The organism is Natrialba aegyptia DSM 13077, from assembly GCF_000337535.1.
In the GTDB taxonomy this organism is placed as follows: domain Archaea; phylum Halobacteriota; class Halobacteria; order Halobacteriales; family Natrialbaceae; genus Natrialba; species Natrialba aegyptia.
In genome coordinates this window covers 1-19,559 of the sequence record NZ_AOIP01000034.1, presented here as the reverse complement: position 1 = coordinate 19,559, position 19,559 = coordinate 1, and the positions used below count along the sequence as shown (strand labels likewise).

The 19,559-nt window shown below is 63.7% G+C and carries 18 protein-coding genes and 1 tRNA gene; 8 read left to right on the top strand and 11 right to left on the bottom strand.

Going from position 1 to position 19,559, the window contains the following annotated elements:
* Window positions 1–148 precede the first annotated feature (148 nt).
* Window positions 149–886, top strand: coding sequence for a TVP38/TMEM64 family protein (locus C480_RS16390; protein WP_049903850.1), 738 nt, complete (start codon window positions 149–151; stop codon window positions 884–886).
* A 71-nt stretch (window positions 887–957) separates the two neighbouring features.
* On the opposite strand, the gene C480_RS23895 is transcribed toward C480_RS16390, so the two are convergent.
* Together C480_RS23895 and C480_RS16385 are read right to left on the bottom strand one after the other, a co-directional pair.
* A complete protein-coding gene (locus C480_RS23895; RefSeq protein ID WP_006666732.1) occupies window positions 958–1,128 on the bottom strand; it encodes an HVO_2523 family zinc finger protein in 171 nt (56 codons plus the stop codon).
* Window positions 1,129–1,246: 118 nt separating this feature from the next.
* Window positions 1,247–4,384 carry an adenosylcobalamin-dependent ribonucleoside-diphosphate reductase gene (locus tag C480_RS16385; RefSeq protein ID WP_006666731.1) on the bottom strand — a complete coding sequence of 1,046 codons (3,138 nt, stop codon included), beginning with the start codon at window positions 4,382–4,384 and terminating at the stop codon, window positions 1,247–1,249.
* 986 nt (window positions 4,385–5,370) lie between these two features.
* Here C480_RS16385 and C480_RS16380 point away from each other — a divergent pair.
* Window positions 5,371–5,553, top strand: a complete 183-nt coding sequence (locus C480_RS16380) for a hypothetical protein (protein ID WP_006666730.1) — start codon at window positions 5,371–5,373, stop codon at window positions 5,551–5,553.
* Window positions 5,554–5,662: 109 nt separating this feature from the next.
* Here C480_RS16380 and trpG read toward each other — a convergent pair whose 3' ends face one another.
* The 4 genes from trpG to trpD are packed head-to-tail and all read right to left on the bottom strand — an operon-like array spanning window position 5,663 to window position 9,837.
* A complete protein-coding gene (gene trpG / locus C480_RS16375; RefSeq protein WP_006666729.1) occupies window positions 5,663–6,346 on the bottom strand; it encodes an anthranilate synthase component II in 684 nt (227 codons plus the stop codon).
* Window positions 6,343–8,133 (bottom strand): anthranilate synthase component I, encoded by a 1,791-nt coding sequence (trpE, locus tag C480_RS16370; RefSeq protein WP_006666728.1) that lies wholly within the window; start codon window positions 8,131–8,133, stop codon window positions 6,343–6,345. The genes trpG and trpE overlap by 4 nt, the downstream gene beginning before the upstream one ends.
* Window positions 8,134–8,137: 4 nt before the next feature.
* Window positions 8,138–8,800, bottom strand: coding sequence for a phosphoribosylanthranilate isomerase (locus C480_RS16365; RefSeq protein WP_006666727.1), 663 nt, complete (start codon window positions 8,798–8,800; stop codon window positions 8,138–8,140).
* Entirely contained in the window at window positions 8,797–9,837 is a 1,041-nt protein-coding gene (trpD, locus tag C480_RS16360; RefSeq protein WP_006666726.1) for an anthranilate phosphoribosyltransferase, read from the bottom strand. The genes C480_RS16365 and trpD overlap by 4 nt, the downstream gene beginning before the upstream one ends.
* Before the next feature lie 179 nt (window positions 9,838–10,016).
* On the opposite strand from trpD, the gene C480_RS16355 reads away from it, so the two are divergent.
* Window positions 10,017–10,091 (top strand) — tRNA-Val (locus C480_RS16355).
* A gap of 326 nt (window positions 10,092–10,417) precedes the next feature.
* On the opposite strand, the gene C480_RS16350 is transcribed toward C480_RS16355, so the two are convergent.
* On the bottom strand, window positions 10,418–11,026 hold the full coding sequence (locus C480_RS16350; RefSeq protein WP_006666725.1) for a DUF192 domain-containing protein: 609 nt from the start codon (window positions 11,024–11,026) through the stop codon (window positions 10,418–10,420).
* A gap of 177 nt (window positions 11,027–11,203) precedes the next feature.
* On the opposite strand from C480_RS16350, the gene C480_RS16345 reads away from it, so the two are divergent.
* Window positions 11,204–12,112, top strand: a complete 909-nt coding sequence (locus tag C480_RS16345) for an AEC family transporter (protein WP_049903848.1) — start codon at window positions 11,204–11,206, stop codon at window positions 12,110–12,112.
* Window positions 12,113–12,172: 60 nt separating this feature from the next.
* Here C480_RS16345 and C480_RS16340 read toward each other — a convergent pair whose 3' ends face one another.
* From C480_RS16340 to C480_RS16330, 3 genes are all read right to left on the bottom strand, one after another.
* Window positions 12,173–13,090, bottom strand: coding sequence for a hypothetical protein (locus tag C480_RS16340; RefSeq protein ID WP_006666723.1), 918 nt, complete (start codon window positions 13,088–13,090; stop codon window positions 12,173–12,175).
* 99 nt (window positions 13,091–13,189) lie between these two features.
* Window positions 13,190–13,966 carry a CAP domain-containing protein gene (locus C480_RS16335; RefSeq protein ID WP_049903846.1) on the bottom strand — a complete coding sequence of 259 codons (777 nt, stop codon included), beginning with the start codon at window positions 13,964–13,966 and terminating at the stop codon, window positions 13,190–13,192.
* Between the two features lie 45 nt (window positions 13,967–14,011).
* The gene (locus tag C480_RS16330; protein WP_006666721.1) at window positions 14,012–14,332 is read right to left on the bottom strand and encodes a lycopene cyclase domain-containing protein; all 321 of its coding nucleotides are present in this window, start codon (window positions 14,330–14,332) and stop codon (window positions 14,012–14,014) included.
* 139 nt (window positions 14,333–14,471) lie between these two features.
* Between C480_RS16330 and C480_RS16325 the strand changes: the two genes are divergently transcribed.
* From C480_RS16325 to C480_RS16315, 3 genes are all read left to right on the top strand, one after another.
* Window positions 14,472–15,629: a CBS domain-containing protein gene (locus C480_RS16325; RefSeq protein ID WP_006666720.1), complete on the top strand. Its 1,158-nt coding sequence runs from the start codon at window positions 14,472–14,474 to the stop codon at window positions 15,627–15,629.
* Window positions 15,630–15,822: 193 nt separating this feature from the next.
* Window positions 15,823–16,755 (top strand): ABC transporter ATP-binding protein, encoded by a 933-nt coding sequence (locus C480_RS16320; RefSeq protein WP_006666719.1) that lies wholly within the window; start codon window positions 15,823–15,825, stop codon window positions 16,753–16,755.
* Complete coding sequence (locus C480_RS16315) at window positions 16,752–17,612, top strand: ABC transporter permease (protein ID WP_006666718.1); 861 nt, start codon at window positions 16,752–16,754, stop codon at window positions 17,610–17,612. The genes C480_RS16320 and C480_RS16315 overlap by 4 nt, the downstream gene beginning before the upstream one ends.
* Before the next feature lie 5 nt (window positions 17,613–17,617).
* Here the strand turns inward: C480_RS16315 and C480_RS16310 are convergent, their stop codons facing one another.
* The gene (locus tag C480_RS16310) at window positions 17,618–18,457 is read right to left on the bottom strand and encodes an AAA family ATPase (RefSeq protein ID WP_006666717.1); all 840 of its coding nucleotides are present in this window, start codon (window positions 18,455–18,457) and stop codon (window positions 17,618–17,620) included.
* A gap of 125 nt (window positions 18,458–18,582) precedes the next feature.
* Here C480_RS16310 and C480_RS16305 point away from each other — a divergent pair, with 125 nt between their 5' ends.
* Entirely contained in the window at window positions 18,583–19,437 is an 855-nt protein-coding gene (locus C480_RS16305) for a hypothetical protein (protein WP_049903844.1), read from the top strand.
* Window positions 19,438–19,559 lie beyond the last annotated feature (122 nt).

Sequence of the window (19,559 nt, the reverse complement as noted above, 5' to 3'; positions counted from 1 at the left end):
ATTTGCGGTTGCGATTATGGTTGTGGTTGTGGCTGTGGTCACGGTCGTGGTGGTGATGGTCGTCGCCGTCCAGTTCGCAACTCGCGCGGACGGGAATCGACAGCGTCAGAGCACAAAGGCTTCAACGATTGCCGAAAAAGCCCGACCGATGTCGGCGCTGCCGGTCTCGACGCGAGTTCTCGCTGGCGTGCTCGTCGCCAGCGCAGCCGTCACTGCGGGACTTCTCGTCTCGCCGTCGTCGGTCGTTGTGGCCGTCGAATCGCTGGCAGCGAACCCCGTCGCGTTCGGTATGGCCGTCGCCGGACTCTATCTCGTCCGACCGCTATTTGCCTGGCCAACGACGCCGCTTGCCGCCGTCGTCGGGTACGGGTACGGTATCGCAATGGGCGTTCCGTTCGCACTCGGTGGCGTCGTCGTCACCGTTACGCCGGTCTTTCTGGGCGTTCGGATCGCTGCCGGTGACGGTGCCGACGGAAGTACCGATACGCAAGCGGATGAACGCGAACACGCACCCGAATCGCCGTTCACCGGCCTGTTCCAGCGGACAAACGCCGTCATCGACCGCTACTACGAGGCGGCGGGCCCGCTTCGCGGGGTCACAGCCTCGCGGTTGGCACCGGTTCCCTCCGACCTCTCGACGTGCGCTGCAGCGGTCAGCGGCGTCTCCTTTCGCACGTTCGTTCTCGGAACCCTCCTCGGCGAACTCCCGTGGACGCTCGGCGCGGTCGTCGTCGGCGCGTCCGCTGGAACGGTCGCAACTGATGGCGTCGGTGAACTCGGGTTGATGCTGTCGGTCGCCTGTTGTCTGGCCGTCTTGTGTTTACTTGCTGGACCGGTCTATCGCGTGGTTCGCTCACGGCAACAGCGGTCCACCGGGAGCCGGTAACAGAGCTATCAGGGCCTGGTGCGGTGAAGGTTCACTGAACGCTGGACGACCGTGACACAGCGTGTGTCGCCCTACGTCCAGAACGTATCGGCACAATCGTACACGACACCGTGTTGCGGACAGACGTACTTGCAGTGGCGTTTGAATAACTCGCCGCGACAGCGGGGGCAGGTCGGGCCTCCCGCAGTCTCCGCGGCCGTCTGATTCCGCTCGGAGTTCGCGCCGCCATCGTCGCCGGCCATACGATTCACTACCGGCTGTACGGTGCTAAGTGTTGGTGATCCGATTCGGAGACGGAACGCGATTGAAAACGAAAATCGACCGGAAACGAAACCGAGGTCTCTTCGCTACGTCGCCCGCCTAGCACTCGCTCCAGCCACAGGACTCGCAGGTCTTGCAGCCTTCGGAGAAGTAAAGCGATAGGGAGCCACACTCGGGGCACTCCGGCGACTCGCCGGCGTCGATGAGATCCTGCGTCGCATCGTCACTGTCGCGGTCGGCAACGCCCGCACCGCCGTCGGTTTCCGGCTCGCTGAACTCGGCATCCGTTCCCGTCTCGGCTGCGTCCTCCAGGGTCTGCTGGGTCGGGTACGGCTTGTCGATCTCGTCTTCGAGGTATCGGCGCATCGCGGTACCGATTGCGTCGGGGATCGACTGGATCTGCTCGCCCTTGTCCCAGGCGACCTTCGGACTTCGGGTGCCACAGAGTTCGTCGACGATTTCGTCGGGGTCGACGCCCGAACGCAGCGAGGTCGAGATGACCTTCGCGAGCGCTTCGGTAAAGGAGTTCGTAAAGCCGCCGGAGTGGCCAATGTTGGCGAACAGTTCGAACGGCTGGCCGGTTTCGGGATCTTCGTTGATCGTCACGTAGACCTTGCCGTAGCCGGTGTCGATGCGCTGGCTGACGCCCTGCAGCGCGTCGGGGCGCTCGCGCTTTTCGGTGAAGTCGACGTGGATCGGCTCCCGCTCCGATTCTGCAGCGCCATCGCGAGCGTCGCCGGCGAGTTCGTCGGCGTCCTCCTCGAGTACCGCCTGCACGTCCTCGCTCCCGAGGAAGGCTTCGAGACCGCCGAAGATTTCGTCGATCTGGTCGACGAGTGCCTCGGCCGCTTCGGTTTCGTCCGCGAAGTCGGTGTTTTCGGCGCGCGTGGTGAGCACCTGCTTCGAGCGGGTGCCGTCGCGGTAGTAGGTGACGCCCTTGCCGCCGTTCTCGTAGACCCACTCGAAGACCTCCTTTGCGTCCTCGAGCGTGGAGTCGTTCGGCGCGTTGACGGTCTTCGAAATCGCGGAGTCGACGCCCTTCTGGCAGGCACACTGGACGGCGGCGTGCTGTTTGGCCGAGAGGTCCGCGGTGATGACGAACAGTTCGCCGATGGCGTCCGGCACGGTCGAAAGCCCTTCGACGCCGTCGAACTGGTTGGTCGCCATCTGTTCCTGGGCCTCTTCCTTGACTGCCTCGACGTCGATGTCGTTGGCCTCCAAGGTTCGAAGGAAGTAGTCGTCGAACTCGACCAGCATCTCGTCGCCCTGCACGTCGTCGGTGACGTTCTTGTAGTAGGCGACGTTGTAGATCGGCTCACAGCCGCCGGTCGTGTTGCCGACCATACTCGTGGTGCCCGTGGGGGCGATGGTCGTCACGTTGTGGTTCCGAATGGGGAACCCGTCCTCCCACTCGTCGGCGTCCTCCCCGGTCTGGCGCTCGAACCACTCGCGGTACTCGGTCGGGGCGGCGTACTTCGAGTCGTCCCAGTCGTTAAAGGAGCCGCGCTCTTCGGCGAGTTCGTGGCTCTTCGCCTTCGCGCCGTGGTTGATGTGGGTCATCAGCTGACGGGCGATTTCGTTGCCCTCCTCGCTGCCGTATTTGACGCCGAGCTGGACGTACAGCTGTGCCAGCCCCATGATTCCCAGGCCGATCTTGCGCATGTCCCGAACCGTCTCTTCGATCTCTTCGACCGGGAAGTCCGACATCGTCACGACGTTTTCGAGGAACCGGGTGCCGTACTCGATGCGCTCGTCGAACTCGTCGTAGTCGATCGCCTCCGCGAGGAAGGCGTCGATGGCCTCGGCTTGCGAGGTGAACTCGTCTGCGTGTGCCTCGGACCAGACCCGCCAGTCGGGTGCTTCCTGATCGGCGAGCGTCGAGAGGTTGATGTGGCCGAGGTTGCAAGCCTCGTGTTCCTCTAGGGGCTGTTCTCCGCAGGGATTCGTTGCAAGTATTCTGTGGTCGGGATTCGCTTCGGTGTCGAAGGAGTGTTCCTTGTTCACCCGCTCGAGGTAAATGACGCCGGGCTCACCGTTTTCGTGAGCGCCCTCGACGATGCGCTCGAAGATGAGTTCGGCCGGAATCGACAGCGGCTCGCCGACCTCGACGTGCTCGCCGAGATCGTAGCGGCTGTACATCTCCTTGGTTTCCTCGGTCGCGATGTGGGGCTCTTCCGTGCGCGGGTTGGTGAACGTGTACTCGTCGCCGTTTTGGACGGCCTCCATGAACGCGTCGGTGACGCCGACGGAGATATTGAAGTTAGAGAGATGGCCTTCGACGGCGTTGCGAAGGTGCTTCGGGACGCGGCCGTCCTCGTCGATCAGGCTGCGAGCCTCCTCGAGCGCTTCGCTGAAGGAGGTGTACGTGTAGTCGTCGGGATCGTTGAGACGCAGACAGTGGGCCAGCGAGACGTCCTTGTTCTTCGCGTGGATGAACTCGATGACGTCGGGGTGAGAGACACGCATGATGCCCATCTGGGCACCGCGGCGGGTACCGCCCTGGGCGATGGTTTCGCAGAGCTGATCGTAGGTCCGCATGAAGGTGATCGGGCCCGAGGCGATGCCGCCGGTGGAGCCGACCGCGTCGCCGTAGGGGCGCAGTTGCCAGAACCCGTAGCCGACGCCGCCGCCGGACTGGAAGACCTCCGCGGCCTTCTTTGCGGTCTCGTGGATGTCCGAGAGGTCGTCGTCCGGGCTCATGACGAAACAGGCCGATAGCTGCTGGAGTTCGTCGCCGGCGTTCATCAGGGTCGGCGAGTTCGGCATGAACGAAAGCGATTCCATGCCCTCGGTGAACGTTTCGGCGACGTCCTCGACGTGCTCGCGGACTGCGTCCGGAAGCTCCGGAACGACGGTCTCGTAGGCGAACTTGTTGACGTTGTGTTCGGTGAGTTCCGTTTCGGCGTCGTCGTCGGCCGTGGTGCCGGCGCCGAAGACCTCCGCGGCGAGTTCGTCTCGGCGCGGGTGGTCCGGTTTGAGTTGGTCGGGCGTGACGGTGATCGTGGTATCCTGTTGTTCGGCCTCGTACACCGCCTCGGCGAGGGCGATGTTCTTGCCGACTCGTTCGAAGAGGTCTTCCTGTTCTTCGATGAGCTCGCCGTTGGCGTCCTTGCGCAGGTAGCGTGCGGGCAGGATGTTGTTGTAGGCGTTTGCGGTCAGTCGCTGCTCGAGCGTCTCGCCCTCGGTGCGTTTGATCGGGAGGGTGAGATCCGCCGCGGAGATGTCGTGTTCGCTCACGCGCGAGTCACCTCGAGGGTATCACGTCGCGCTGTGTCGATTCGTGCGTGTATCCGAGTCCTGGCTCTCATCATTCGTGACGAAGGTCTGGTATTCATGCTTTCCTCTTAAGTATGACTATTCTTTTTGTAGTAATACAAGTATAGTTGTATAGCCACCGCTACTGATTATTTTGATGCGACCACACAGAATGGCCGCATTTGCACCTGTTACTAGATAAGAGCCCGAATGCCTTAATGATTTTCTGACCAGGGAGGTACTGAATACTCCTGATAGATAGCTCGTCACTAGAGGTTGGTTCTCTATCCCATATAGCGCACAAATAAGATAGGATGTGTGAGCTCGGTTCAACTACAAACTTTAATAGGACAGAATAACCTTGTGCAGAGCGTACCACATGCCAATTGACTGTTCTAGCAGTCAAGAGTGGTGTTCAGATGGCTGTTCGGATCGCCATAAGATCACCGCTAGGGCGATGAGAAGGGCACCGTATAATTGTCCATAGTAGACAAGGCCTGCAACGCCGCCCCATGCGATGATTTGTGGTACTGATCTTGTGATTTTGATCACCGGTCATTCTTGCTTACGCGCTGACCGCACGCCCGGTCATGATTCACCATGACGAAGATTTGGTATTCATGCATCCCTCATAAAACGTGGTGTTGTTATCCTACTCGTGTTGGAGTAACACAAGTGTGGTTGTAAAGATGTCTCTATGATATCTGTCCGTGGACGACCGGGAGTGTCGCCGCTCGCGCTGAATGCTGTTACGTGGTCGAGTGCCTTAACGATTATCAGAGCGACCTGAAAGTGACCGACAGTAGCAATAGATGATAACAGCCGTGATCGGGAAAACGCCGCTTCATGGGTGTAACACGGTGTGAAGTGCGGTTTCCGAGATAGGTATCAGATATCGATACGGTCCCCGTTAAACTGCTGTCAGGATATCCGGAAAGATTACGGCACTGGGGTACGGGAGTTCGATCATGGTCGAACCACTAACGGGGTCGACGGTGTTTCTCGTGCTGGCGGCGCTGGCCGCCTTCGCGGTCGCTGTCATTGCGATTCGTATCGCGATCAAACTGGCCGTCCGCGTCGGGATCATCGCTGCGGTCGTTCTCGCGGCGCTGTATGCCACCGGGACGCTCGGACTGCTCCCCGGGGTCTAATGGACCGATCTGGCGCTCGTACTCTCCTCTTTTCTCACTCCGGATCACGAACCCGCCGAGCACGACGGTCTCGGCCGATCTATCGCGTTGATCGTCACACCGAGCGACGCTACTCGTCGGCCCCGTCTACGGCTGTGAGGAAATTTTCGATAATATCGTGGCCGACGGCCGTGAGCACGCTCTCCGGATGGAATTGGACGCACTCGATCGGGTACTCGCGGTGGCGAATCCCCATCACGAGTTCGGCGTCACCGTGGATCGCCGTCGCCGTTATCTCGAAGCAGTCGGGAACGTCGGTCGCCACCAGTGAGTGGTATCGGCCGGCCTGAAAGCCCTGCTCGAGGCCGGCGAAGACGCCCGTCCCGTCGTGGTCGACCGTCGACGCCTTGCCGTGGATCGGGTCGGGCGCTCGCCCGACCGCCCCGCCGAACTCGTAGACGGCGGCCTCGAGGCCGAGACAGACGCCGAGCGTCGGTACGTCGGTACTGAGTTCGCGGAGCACGGCCGTCGAGACGCCGACGTCGCGGTCGTTCTTCGGGTGGCCGGGACCGGGACTGATGATGATCGCGTCGGGATCGGTGGCCCGCACGTCCGCGAGCGAGGCCGTATTCTTCACCACGGCGGTCTCCGTGTTCGCCTGCTGGCTCACGTACTCCACGAGGTTGTACGTGAACGAATCGTAGTTATCGACGAAGAGCACGCGCTGTGTCCGTGTCTGTGCCTGTGTCTGTGTCTGCGTCTGCGTCTGTGTCCCCCGCGCCGCGTCGCGCCGATCGACTGCCCGCTCGCTCATCGACTCACCTCCGGCGTTTCGACCGATGCATCGACGGTCGTGGTCTCTGCCCCGTCAGCGTCGGCGTCGGCGTCACGCTCAATCGCTTCGAGCGCCGCGAGGACGCCGCCCATCTTCTGTTCCGTCTCCTCGTACTCGGCTGCAGGATCGCTATCGGCGACCAGGCCGGCCCCCGCGCGAACCGTGATCCGATCTCCCGTTCGCCCGTCCGAGTCGGGGACCGGCGCGTCCGCCTCCACCGTGGCCGTCCGAATCACGATCGCGAAATCGGCGTCGCCCGCCCAGGAGTAGTAGCCGACGCCCCCGCCGTACAGCCCGCGGGGCTCGGTCTCGAGTTCGTCGATGATCTCCATCGCGCGGATCTTCGGCGCGCCCGAGAGCGTCCCTGCGGGAAACGACGCTCGCGTCGCATCGAACGCGTCGGCGTCCGCCGCTAGCTCGCCCGTCACCGTCGACTCGATGTGCTGGACGTGGCTGTACTTCAGCACGTTCATGAACTCGTCGACGCGGACGGAGCCGGCCGCCGAGACGCGCCGCACGTCGTTTCGCGCGAGGTCGACCAACATGGTGTGTTCGGCGCGCTCCTTCTCGTCCGCGAGCATCTCGCCCGCCAGTCGGCGGTCCTCGACGGGGCTCGTCCCGCGGTCGCAGGTGCCGGCGATCGGATTCGCCATGACCTCGCGCCCGCGCACCGACAGCAGCGTTTCGGGGCTTGCACCGACGACGGTCAGGTCGTCGTGCTCGAGCAAGTACATGTACGGCGAGGGGTTGATCTCCCGCATCGCCTCGTAGAAGCCGATGGGATCGACCTCCCCGTAGAGTTCGCGCGACCGGGAGATAACGCCCTGATAGATGTCGCCGTCGAGGACGTGTTCTTTCGCCCGCTTGACGCTCGCTTCGTAGCGTTCCGGCGACCCGGCGATCTCGTTTTCGCGAACGAAGCCGCCGGGATCGGGCCGTTCGGCGGTCCGCAGCGTCGACGCGACGGCGGCCGCCTCGGCGCGGAGGTCGTCGTAAACGGCGGCGGGGTCGTCCTCGGTGCCGACGATCGGTGTGAAGACGAGCGACACCGTCCCGTCGCGTTCGTCGAACGCGAGCGTCTTCGTCGTCAGGACGAACTGCGCGTCCGGAAACCGCGAGTTCGGTCGCTCGCAGCCGACCTCGTCGAGCCAGAGGTCGTAGACGGCGTCGTAGGCGAGAAAGCCGACGAGACCGCCGTCCAGATGCTGTCGGTCGTGATCGGGGTCGTTCGCGAGCCGCACGTCGGGCATGGCCCGTCGAAGCGCGTCGACGGTGTCACCGGTCGCGCTGGCATCGTCAGTACTGTCGTCGGCAGCGATGAACTCGAGCGGCGCATCCGGCGAGAGCGCCTCGACACGCATCCCGTCCGGTTCGACGGTGACGACGGCTTCGGGGTCGTAGCCCACGTACGAGAATCGCGCGTGTCGCTCCGTGCCGTCGGATCGCGGCCGGAAGGCACCATCCGGATCGCTCGACGGCGTCTTGTCCGCGCTTTCGAGCAGGAAGGCGTACGGCGAGGGGTCGCGATCGGTCGCCGTTGTCCCCTCGTCTGCGTTGGTTCCCGTTCTCGTTTCTGCGTTCGTCCGTCCGGTCAGCGCCGCATAGGCGGTCAGCGGCGTCGTCTCGAGATCGAGTGTTGCGACGGTACGCACGACGGCAGGTCGGTCGTCGGCCGTTGTCCTGTCACCGGTGGCATACGCACAGAACGTTTCACGGTCGATATCGAACGAAAGGCGGTCATCTGCATTCGAAGTCGTGTCACTCATAGGATTACGGCTGCAACCCCGTCGTCTGTTCGGCGTGTCTGGCTCGGTCGACGAACGATCGAACGGCATCAGTATCCTTGCTCCCGCCCGCGGTCTCGACGCCGCTTGCAACGTCGACGGCGAACGGATCGACCGCCCGCACTGCGTCCGCGACGTTTTCGGGCGTGAGTCCCCCGGCGAGGATCACCGGCGTCTCAAGCGCGTTCGTCACTGTTCGCGTTCGATCCCAGTCGTGTGTTTCGCCGGTACCACCGCCGCCGTCTTCACCCGCGCTGTCGACAATGAGCGCATCGACCGCCTCAGCGTACTCGCCGACGAGCGAGGCATCCATCTCGCCGGCATCGACGGCAGCAATGAGGTCCGCATCGATCGTTTCATGCAGGGACCCGAGTTCAGTTGGCTCCAGGCTCCCGTGGACCTGCACTGCGTCGGGTTCGACGCGCTCGACCAGATCGATCGCCGCCGCCGGCGTTTCGGGCATCGTCACGAGCACCGCCGTTACGAACGGCGGCACGGCCGCGACGAGTTCGCGCGCGCGGTCGGCGGCGACTTCTCGGGGCGTGTCGACCGGCACGTCGCAGATGACGCCGACGGCGTCAGTTCCGGCGTCGATCGCGGTTTCGATATCCGCCGCGTTCGTCAGGCCGCAGATCTTGACGCGCGTCATCGGGGTTGTGGTTCTGACTCCGGCTCCGGCTCGGACGCTGCCGTGGTCGTACAGAGTTGCTCGAGTTTCGTCGCCGCCGCGCCCGACTCGATCGCCTCGCGCGCGACTGCCGCGCCGTCCGCAAGCGAGTCCGCCTCGCCGGCGACGTAAATCGCCGCGCCGGCGTTCGCGAGGATCACGTCGCGCTTGGCTCCCGTCACCGACCCCTCGACGATCCCGCGCAGATCGGTCGCGTTCTCCGCGGGCGTTCCGCCGGCGATGTCGTCGATGTCGTGCTCGTCGAGTCCGAGGGCCGCTGGGTCGATCGTGAACTCGTCGACGCTCTCGCCCTCGACCTCCGCGACGGCCGTCTCGCCGTGAATCGCGATTTCGTCCGTGCCGGCGCCGTGGACGACCAGTGCCCGGTCGACCTCCATCCGCGCGAGTGCGTTCGCAAGTACGGGAACGAGTTCGGAATCGTAGACGCCGATCACCTGCGCGTCCGCGCCGGCGGGGTTCGTCAGCGGGCCGAGGACGTTGAAAACCGTCCGCATACCGAGTTCTTTGCGCGGGCCGATGACGGCCTTCATCGCCGGGTGGAACACCGGCGCGAGCATGAAGCCGATCCCGTCGCGCTCGATGGCGTCCTCGACGGCCGGCGGTTCGGCCTCGACGTTGACCCCGACTTCCTCGAGTACGTCCGCGCTTCCCGACGACGACGACACCGAGTAGTTCCCGTGCTTCGCGATCGGCACACCGGCCCCGGCGGCGACGATTGAACTCGTCGTCGAGACGTTGATGGTGTTGTAGTCGTCGCCGCCCGTCCCGCAGGTATCGACCAGCGGTTCGCGGTCCGGTTCGATCGTCCGTGCGGCGTTGCGCATGCCTTGGGCGAAGCCGGCGATTTCGGCTTCGGTTTCCCCTTTCGCGCGCAGTGCGGCAAGCAGCGCACCGATCTGTGCCTCGGTTGCGTCTTCGAAGACGGCCGTCGAGGCCGCCCGAGCCTCCGATTGTGTGAGATTCGCCCCGTCGGTCACTCGCTCGACATACTCCTGCATAGTGGACACCAATGTACGTTGTTGTCTTGTGATGTTCATATGAGTACACCATATTAAGCCTGTTGGAGCGTGCGGACCAGTTGCGAACGACGATCGATTCGAAACCTTCAATTACGGTGGCGGGCAACGAACGAGTGCAGACAGCGTGGCGCCGCGGGCCACGGAAAGCGAAACCAGGCGGGTTGGTGGTCTAGTCTGGTTATGACACCTCCTTGACATGGAGGAGGCCGGCAGTTCAAATCTGCCCCAACCCACTACTTCTGTCGCGAACAAATCCGTGAGCGACTGGGTTGTACGTTGGGACGATTTGAATCAGGGAGTGCAGCGAAGCGGAACGACCGTGGTTCAAATCTGCCCCACCCCATTTCTCAGCGACACAATTCCACTAGCGGAGCGAGGAGTTCGTCTGTGACACGTCATTACGGGTAGTCTGAACCGGACGAGACGCGCAGCGACGCGAGTACGTCTCGATGCGATTCGAGTCTGTCCCAACCCATCTTTCGAGCGAGAAACTGTAGGGCCCGAAGCGACGAGTTATCGCTCGAAAATTGAAAAGCGATCGAGCAGTTTCTACGAGGGCCTACAGGTCGAACTGGAGTCGATCACCCTCTTCGACGCCTCGATCGGCAGTCCACTCGTATCCGACTTCCAGCACGTATTGACCGCGGCCGGGGTAGGTTTGTTCGGACCCGTCTTCGTCCGGTCCCGGTTCTGGTGCGTGGTGGATACCCGTGATAACGCCCTCTTCATCCGCGAAGATGATATCGATCCCGAACGACATCTCCGGCATTATGAACGTCCGATCGTCCACCGCTTCGTAGACGAACAGCATCCCGCGGTCTTCGGGTAACTCTTCGGTCTCGCTCAGCCCCACCCGTTGTAATGTCGGCGTATCAGCGATCGCTGCCGTCACCTCGCCAACGTCATCGCCATCGGGAGTCGTTACCCGGACCTCGGTCGTCTCGTAGTCCGAATGTACTGTTGCCGACGATTCGTCGCCGTTTGAACTCGCGTTCTCCGCCGGGTCTTCGCTTTCCTGGTCATCTCGACCGTTTTGCTCCCCTTCTTCGTCTTCGTTGCTTTCGGTACTCTCGTTGAGACAGCCCGCAAGTCCGATCGAACCGAGACTCGTCGCAAAGCCTGCAAGAACGGTTCGACGGTCTGCGGTCGGTGAACGCGGCGGGGTCATTATCAGGCACCACCGACCACGACACCATTCATAAACGTTTGTTACACGTTTCGTCACTTTCTGTACGTAGAGAGATCCTACGTGCTGGTATTGAGTCGATTCGTAATGGTTTCAGTACTAGCCGGAACCGAACGGTAGAAATGCCAGAGTCGACTGGGGCGGACTATGGACGTGGACGTGGACGTGCTCGGTCGGCTGCTTGCGTTGCTCGCGTTGTTGTTGTTCGGAGCCGGACTCCGAACGGTTGGTCTCCTCGATACGACACGAACGGCGTGGCTCAACGCTGCCGCGTACTACGTTGCGCTGCCGGCGCTCGTCTTCGTTGCGACGTACGACCGGGCGATCGACGAGTTGCTCTCGCCGTCGCTCGCAGGCGGACTGGCGCTCGTCTTCGGACTCACGGCGGGCATCGCCTGGCTCGTCCATCGAAATCGCGCGGCTGACTCGCGCCGAAGCGTGGCTATCGTCCAATCGTACCACTCGAACCTCGGCTATCTCGGCTTGCCGCTCGTCGCGGCGACCTTCGCCGACGACGTGACGGCGATCGCAAGCGTCGTCCTCGGCGTCGTCACGCTATTGCAGTTGCCGCTGACGATTCTCGTTCTCTCGTCGCTCAACGGAGCGAACGCCACGCTCAGTGCGGAACTGCGGCGACTTGCGACGAACCCCGTTCTCCTCTCGCTGCTAGCCGGCCTGGCGATCGGGTCGGCACACGTCTCGGTTGCGCCGGCCGTCACGACCGGCCTCGACGTTCTCAGCATGTTCGCCCTCCCGCTCGCGTTGCTTTGTGTCGGCGCGTCCCTCCAGATCGACACGCCGTCGGTCGACGCCGGTGCGACGGGCGCCGTCGTCGCGCTCAAAATCTGCTGCATGCCGCTGCTCGCGTGGGCGATTTTCTCGTGGCTCGCCGTCGATACCGCGACGATCACCGCAACCGTCGTCATGCTCGGCACGCCGACCGCCGTCTCGACGTTCGTCTTCGCAAACGAACTCGGCGGCGACGAGGCGTTCGCCTCGCTGAACGTGTTCGTAACGACGCTCGCGTCGATCGCGACGCTGTTCGTGCTGATTACGCTCGTCGGATGAGCGGTTCAGACCCCTGTGATCGCACGCACACTCATCGGCGATACAATCGAACGCCCGGGACTATCGCGAGAAGAGTTCTCTGAGGCGGCCGAGCAGCCCCGGTGAGTCGTCGGTTGCGGCGCTGCCGTCGGTGTCGTCTGGATTCTCGGCGCGGTTCGATTCGTCGATCGAACCGGCGAGCGGTCCGGCGTCATCGGGGAGACCGTCGATGCCGTCGGGCGGTCCACTGGCGGGTGAGTCGCCGCTTTCGGACCCGGTATCGCCTGCGTTCGTGCTCGTTTCGGCGGCCGCCGTCTGGAGGTCATCGACCGACAGATCGATGTCGTCGATGTCCGGTGTGGACTCGCGGCCGGTTCCGGCTTCTGCAGCGCGAACGTCGGCACCGGTAACGGTGCCCTGTTCGATGCGGGTGGCGAGGCCGGAGCTATCGGTACCGGTATCGCCGGTGCTTATCTCGGTCGTCCCACCGGTGATCGCAGCGGTATCGCCTTCGCTGGAGTTCACGTCAGTGCCCTCCTCACTGGTGGCTGTCCCGACGGTATCACTACCCCGAGCGTCAGCCGCGCCGGCACCGGCGTCGGTCGTGTTCTCGATTCGAGAACCGTTCGCGACACGTTCCGAAGCCGGTTCCGTCGTCTCGCTCGCCACCCGCTGGTCGCCGGCCGAGTTGGTCGTTGCTGACTCACTGCTGGGTTCCTCGGCGGCAGTCTCACCGTCCGCCAAGTCGTCCCCAGATTCGTCCGCCGTCGGGCCGTCATCCGCGGAAACCACAATCCGCGAAGAGTCCGCTGTCGCGCCCGTCTTCGCGAGTGAGTCGAGAATATCGTCGACGCTCTCCTCGGAAACGACGCGGTTGGGACCGCCACCCGGCTCGAAGGGCTCGGCGTCGGCACCCGATTCCGCTGTCGACTCGGCCCCGCTCTCGGGGCCGGAGTCGGTGTCGGGGTCGGAGTCGGACTGAACTCGATCGTCGCTCATCGTGCGGGTCTGCTGGTGCCGGAACCATAACCGTTCCCCTGCTCCGGCGGCGGTTGTGGCGGGTGCCAGCGTGCCGGTGTCGACTCCGACTTCGACAGCCTACAACTCGCGACAGAAGTTCTGCGACGCGTAGACCGCACCGTCGTCGTCGATGTAGACGCCGACTCCGGCCCGGTCCCAGCCCTGGGAGCTGTGCTGCTCGAGGATGGCCTTCCGGTGATCCGTCGAGTTCATCCACTGGTTGACGAGGCCGGTCGCGAGGCCTTCGGCGGTCTGGTGTTCGACGACGGTCTCTCCGTCGGGGGACTCGACGCGTCTATCGACCCAGGTCATGGCGATGTTCTCGCCGTAGGCGCGACAGTAGTTGTCGACGGCGGTGAATCGGTCGTACGGTCCTTCGCCGGCAGGGTTCGTGTGCGAGAAGTACTCCTGCTGGGCCATGTCGGCGCTGTGTGCGCGGGAGACGGAGGCGATGGTCCCGTCCCACGCCAGCGGCTCGAGTCCGTGCTCGGCCCGTCGCTCGTTGACTTCGGCGTGGACGAAGTCCTCGACGGTCGTCGCCGTCACGGTCTCAACGTCGGTTTCGTGAGCCGAATCCCCGGGATCGTCCGGGTCGGTCACCTCGGGGTTTCGCTCGCCGGCCGGCGGCGGATCCGAACTCGGGGCGGGCCGTTCGGTAATGGGAATGTCGCCGATAGAATCGAGGTCGTCGATCGCGATCGGCGCGAGCACCGCCGTGCCGGCGAGCAGCCCGCCGACGAGGGCGGCTGTGAGGAGGAGGCGTCCGAGGGAGCGAATCGTGGAGCCAGTGCGAGCGCGGGAGTCGTCCGATGGCTCTGGCTGCGTCTCGGCCGTCGACTGGTCCCGTCGGTCCATCATCTCCCTCGTTGGCGTCCAGGAATAAGACAGCCGTGATTACTCTCATTCGGTGATAGTTGTCTGTTCGCTGCCAAATATGGTCTCGTGGAAGCCGATGACGAGACCCGGGACGACGGCCATGAACAGGTGTTCTTCGAGCGGGATGCCGGCGATTTCGATTCCCGTTCGGAGTTCGATACTGAAGACCCCGACGGCGAGCGTGTACCGGTCCCAGAGGTACGCGATGGGATAGAGGGCGAGGATCGTCACCGCCGCTTTGCGGACCGCGTTTGCCCGGTACAGTAGGGTGGCCGCGATCGTTCCCCAGAAGAGTTCGGTTGCGAGGTACGTGTACCGTCCGAGAACGCCGATATCGGGCCTCATACGCGCATTACATCGGGTCCGGACAAAATAGTGTCTGCCCCTGCTAGCCAACCCGGATCGATCCACTGCTCAGCGGTCCGACCCGGACAAACCGTGCGGTATGTTCAAAACCCTTGGTGCAGTATATCCGTTCGCAAGGATGAATATCGCTGATATCGCCACCCAGGACTACATCGAAGTCGATGTCGGGACGCGAATGGGGAAAGTCCGCTCGACGTTCGAGGACGGCAACCCCAAGGGAATCATCGTCACTGACGACGGGGACTACGAGGGCGTCATCAGCGAGCGGGAGCTCCTCCAATCTCACGTCGAGGACGACGCGAAGGTTGCGGCACTTACCAAACCCAGTCGGAGCACGCCGTCCCCGAAGGTCGACCGGCAGGAAGATATTCGGGAGACCGCCCGCGTGCTCGTCGAGAGTAACGCCAAGGTCGCGCCGGTCTTCGAGCACGACGACCTCTGGGGCGTCATCTCCGACGATGCGATTCTCGAGGCGGTTCTCGAGAACCTCGATGCGCTTACCGTCGAGGATATTTACACGGCTGACCCGGTCACGCTGCAGGAAGACGACGGCGTCGGGAAGGCGATCAATCACCTGCGCGAACACGGCATCTCGCGACTGCCGGTGCTGAACGAAAACGGCTACCTCACCGGTGTGATCACGACCCACGACATCGCCGACTTCGTCATTCGGGAGAACCACACGACGACGACGGGCGATCGTGTCGGCGATACCCAGCGCCTGCTCGATGTGCCGGTCTACGACATCATGAACAGCCCGGTCAGTACGACGACCCTCGATGCCACTGCCGAGAAGGCCGTGAGGACGATGCTCGATAACGACTACGCCGGGCTGATGGTGACGCCCGAAGACGACGATCGGACCGTCATCGGGGTCATCACCAAGACGGACGTTCTGCGGGCGCTGACGTTCACCGAGGAGGACCACATGGACGTCCAGATCACGAACGTCTCGCTGCTCGATACGATCACCCGAGAGTCGATCGTCCAGAGCATCGAGAACGTCTCGGACAAGTACGCCGACATGCAGGTGCTTCACGTCCACGTACGATTCAAGGAACACAAGGAGAAACTCCGCGGCACGCCGTTGATCCACTGCCAGGTCCGCCTGCGGACGAACAAGGGGCAGGTCGCCGGCACCGGCGAGGGCTACGGCGCGGAGAACGCCTTCCGCGTCGCGCTCGACAAACTCGAGCGCAACGTCCTCGAGGTCAAGGGAATTACGAGCGACGAGGAGTACCGCGGCCAACTCCTCCGGAAACTGAACGAGCTCTAACGACCGCCGCTCCGCCGCCTTTCGTCCGTTTTTTGCACCCTGCTCGTCACCAGAACCGTCACGGCCACCACGGTCAGCACACCCTGCCATTCGGCACCTAGTCTCACGAGTTCAGCGTTCCAACCCCAGCCCAGTCGCACGAACTTGACAGCCGAACACAAAGTCTATTAGCGATGGCTGTGGGGTCTGCTGTATGGTCGCCATCGAATTCAGTGGCGTGTCAAAGCGCTACAAGCGTCGCGGTATTATCCGCAGTAATTCCGTGACTGCCCTCCGGAACGTCGATCTCACCGTCGAAGAAGGGGAGGTGTTCGGCTTTCTCGGCCCGAACGGGGCCGGCAAGTCGACTGCAATCGACATCATGCTCGATTACGTCCAGCCGACCAGCGGGTCGGTCCGCGTCCTCGGTCACGACGTCCAGACCGACAGCGTCAGCGTGCGCGAACGCACTGGCGTCCTTCCGGACGGCTACGGTCCGATCGGCGAACGGACGGGGCGCGAACACGTCGAGTTCGCGATCGAGTCCAAGAACGCCACCGACGACCCGGAGGAACTGTTAGAGCGGGTGAACATGCTCGGTCCGGACGCCTACCCCGTCGACCAGTACTCGAAGGGGATGGCCCAGCGGCTCATGCTCGCGATGGCGCTGGCCGGCGAGCCCGACCTGCTCGTGCTCGACGAGCCGTCGACCGGCCTCGACCCCAACGGTGCCCGCACGATGCGGCGCATCGTTCGCGAGGAGCGCGACCGCGGCGCGACCGTCTTCTTCTCGAGTCACATCTTAGAACAGGTCGAAGCGGTCTGCGACCGCGTCGCCATCCTCGACGCCGGCCAACTCGTCACCGTCGACAGCATCGACCACCTCCGCGAAACCGTCGGCGGCATGGCCCGCGTCACGCTCGAACTCTCGCAAGTCCCCGCCGACGCACTCGACCGCCTCTCATCCATCGACGGCGTCGCAGAACTCGAAACCAACGGCACGACGATCGAAGTCGCCTGTGAGAACCGCGCGAAAGCGCCGGTCATCGCCGCCTGCCACGACTCACCCGCAACCGTTTCGAACGTCTCGACGACCGATCCGTCGCTGGATGAACTCTTCGCGACCGTCACGGAGGGTGTCGCATGAGCCAGGCCGGTCTCGGGTTCCTCGGCCGCCTGCTGCTCTTTACCCGCGAGGACGTCCAGGACGCCGTCCGCGATCGACAGGCCCACGTTCTCGTCGGTATGTTCGCACTGCTCGGTGCCGGACTCGCGTACGCGGCGGGCCGAACCGCCCGGCGAACGTCCGCGCAGGTCGACATCGAACTCGTCTCCCAGTTGCTCGCCCCGGTCACGCTGTTGATTCCGCTCGTCGCGCTCGGAGTCGTCGCCCCCGCGCTGGTCGAGAAACGATCGACGGGCTCGCTGACGGTGCTGCTCGGACTGCCCTTTTCTCGGCAGACGGTCGTTCTCGGAACGCTGCTCGGGCGAAGCATCGTCATCGCCATGAGCGCCCTTGCAGCGCTGCTCGTCGCCGCGCCGATCGCGCTCGTGATGGGTGTCTCGATCGACGGAACGCTGTTTGCCGGCTCCCTGCTCGCCTTTTTCGTCCTCACGATCACGTTTACCGCGATCGCCGTCGCTATCTCGGTCGTCACGAAAACCTCGACTCGAGCCTCGTTTGCGGCGTTCAGCGCCTACGTCGTCTTCGTCTTCCAGCTGTGGACCGTCCTTCCGCAGATTCTCCTCTACGTCGTATCCGGCTTCACGCTCCCCGAGACATCGCCGCCGTGGGTCGACTTCGTCGTCGCCCTGAATCCGATGACCGCGTTTACGAACTTCGCCGGCGGACTCGTTCCGGCGTTCGAGAACATCCCGTTTCACGCCGTTCCGGACAATCCCGCCGTCTACGAACGGCCGCTGTTCGCGTTCGTGATCCTCCTCGGCTGGATCGGTGGCCCGCTCTGCTTCGGCTACCTGCGGTTCCGAAAGACGGACCTGTAGTGTAACTAGCGCCGTCCCCTCTCGCCGTCGCCCTCGATACCTGCGTCCGTAATCTGGAACTGTACCGACTCTCCCGCCGGTTTCGAGCGGTGCTTTTCGAGCATCGCACGTCGTTTGCCACCGCGAAAGCGCTCGAGTCGCAGAACGACGCCGGTCCAGTGCTCGAGCGTGTTTCCACCGAGTGCGCGCGTGCGGTCCGAGTCGGGATCGGCGAACACCTGGTTCGTGAGCACGACCGCGAGTTCGTGTTTGCGCGCGAGAGAGAGGAGGTGTGTCACCTGTCTGGTGACGCTTCGCAGGGCTTCGCCGTCGCTGCCCTCGCCGGTGCGTTCGAGTCGGTAGAAGCCGGTTGCGCTATCGAGGACGATCAGGTCCGCCCGCTCGGCGAACTCTTCGGCATCGCGGACGGCTTCGGCCTGTTCTTCGAAGTCGAGGGCGTCTTCGATGACGATTCGCGAGGCGACGGTTTCGATGTCAGGGTGGGTGTCACCGGTGGCGTCTGTGTCGCGTTCAGGGTCGGCTGTAGATTTGGGTTCCGTTGATGGTTCCGGCCCCGGCTCCGGTCCCGGTTCGAGCGTGTCTGACTCTCGGTCACCGGCGACCGCCCCATCCGTGCCGACGCGAGCGGACAGCAGTTGGTCGAAGCGATCGACCGAGACGCCTTCGGTGTCGATGTAGACGACGGTCCCGCCGGTGGCGGCGGTTTCGACGGCAGCCGAGAGGGCGAGGTTGGTCTTGCCTGCGGCCGGTGGTCCGTACAGTTGCGTCACGGTGCCGCGCTCGAATCCCCCGCCGAGTAACTCGTCGACCGGCCCGCAGCCGGTCTGGATTGCCGCGTCGTTCACGCCCGTAGTTGGGGTTGTTCGGGCAAAAAGTCCCCGAAACGTCACCGACGGCCGACTCGTTCTCGCGCCGCGGTGCCGGCGCTGGCGTCGGACACGTTTATTCGGCGGGCCGGCGAAAGACGAGTGTGATCGTCGTCGCGACAGCGGACTTCGAGGTCTACCACGGCGTCGTTACCGAACTCCGGGACCGGGGGACCGAGTTCACGACCGTCGAACCGGACGCCGAGTTGCCGGATCGAACGTCCGTGGTCATCACGGACGCGGAATCGGCAGCCGAGTTGGACGACGTGCCGACGGTCGTCGCCGAACCCGACGAGCCGCGGCGGGCGGTCGATCAGGCGTTGACGACGCTTCGAGGCGCGGCCGGGCGGACGATTATCGGCGTCGACCCCGGACGCGACCCCGGCATCGCCGTGCTGGCGGGCGAGACGGTCGTCGCCGCGTTTCAGGTGCCACTCGCCGACGCGGTGGCCGTGATCCAACGCGAAGTGAGCGACGCCGCCGACCCGGTCGTTCGCATCGGCGACGGCGCGCGCCTCCGGAGTTCAAAATTGGTCAACGATCTGGAGGACGTGCAAGTCGAACTCATCGACGAGACGGGGACGACGCCCTACCTCGGGACCGGTGCGCGAGGGATGGGCGACGTGTTGGCCGCGGTCAACATCGCCCGGCACGAAGGGGAGGTCGTCGACGCCCGCGATATCGAGCCGACGGCGGGTGAACTCCAGGTGATCAAGGACCGCTCGCGCGAGCAGAGTCGGACGAATCGGGCGATCGACGAACTGCTCGCCCGCCGCGTCGCGGCCGGGGAGTTGACGATCGAGGAGGCGCTCGCCGAGCACCGATCCGAGAGCGACGAGGCATCGACTACAAACGGGACGCAGGAGGATGTTACTACCAGGGCGGAGGCGGCTAACCCTGCCAGTGAGACGGATACTGAGGATACTGATAGCACGGGCGGCCGCAACGACGATGGTTGAACCGGCTTGGATTCGGATACAGACTTGCTCTCGGTACACGAGTGCAATGGCATCAGCTACCGACCGTCGCTACTGGATCACCGCCAGCCACCACTCCTGGATTCGTGGCCGCGTGCTCGCCC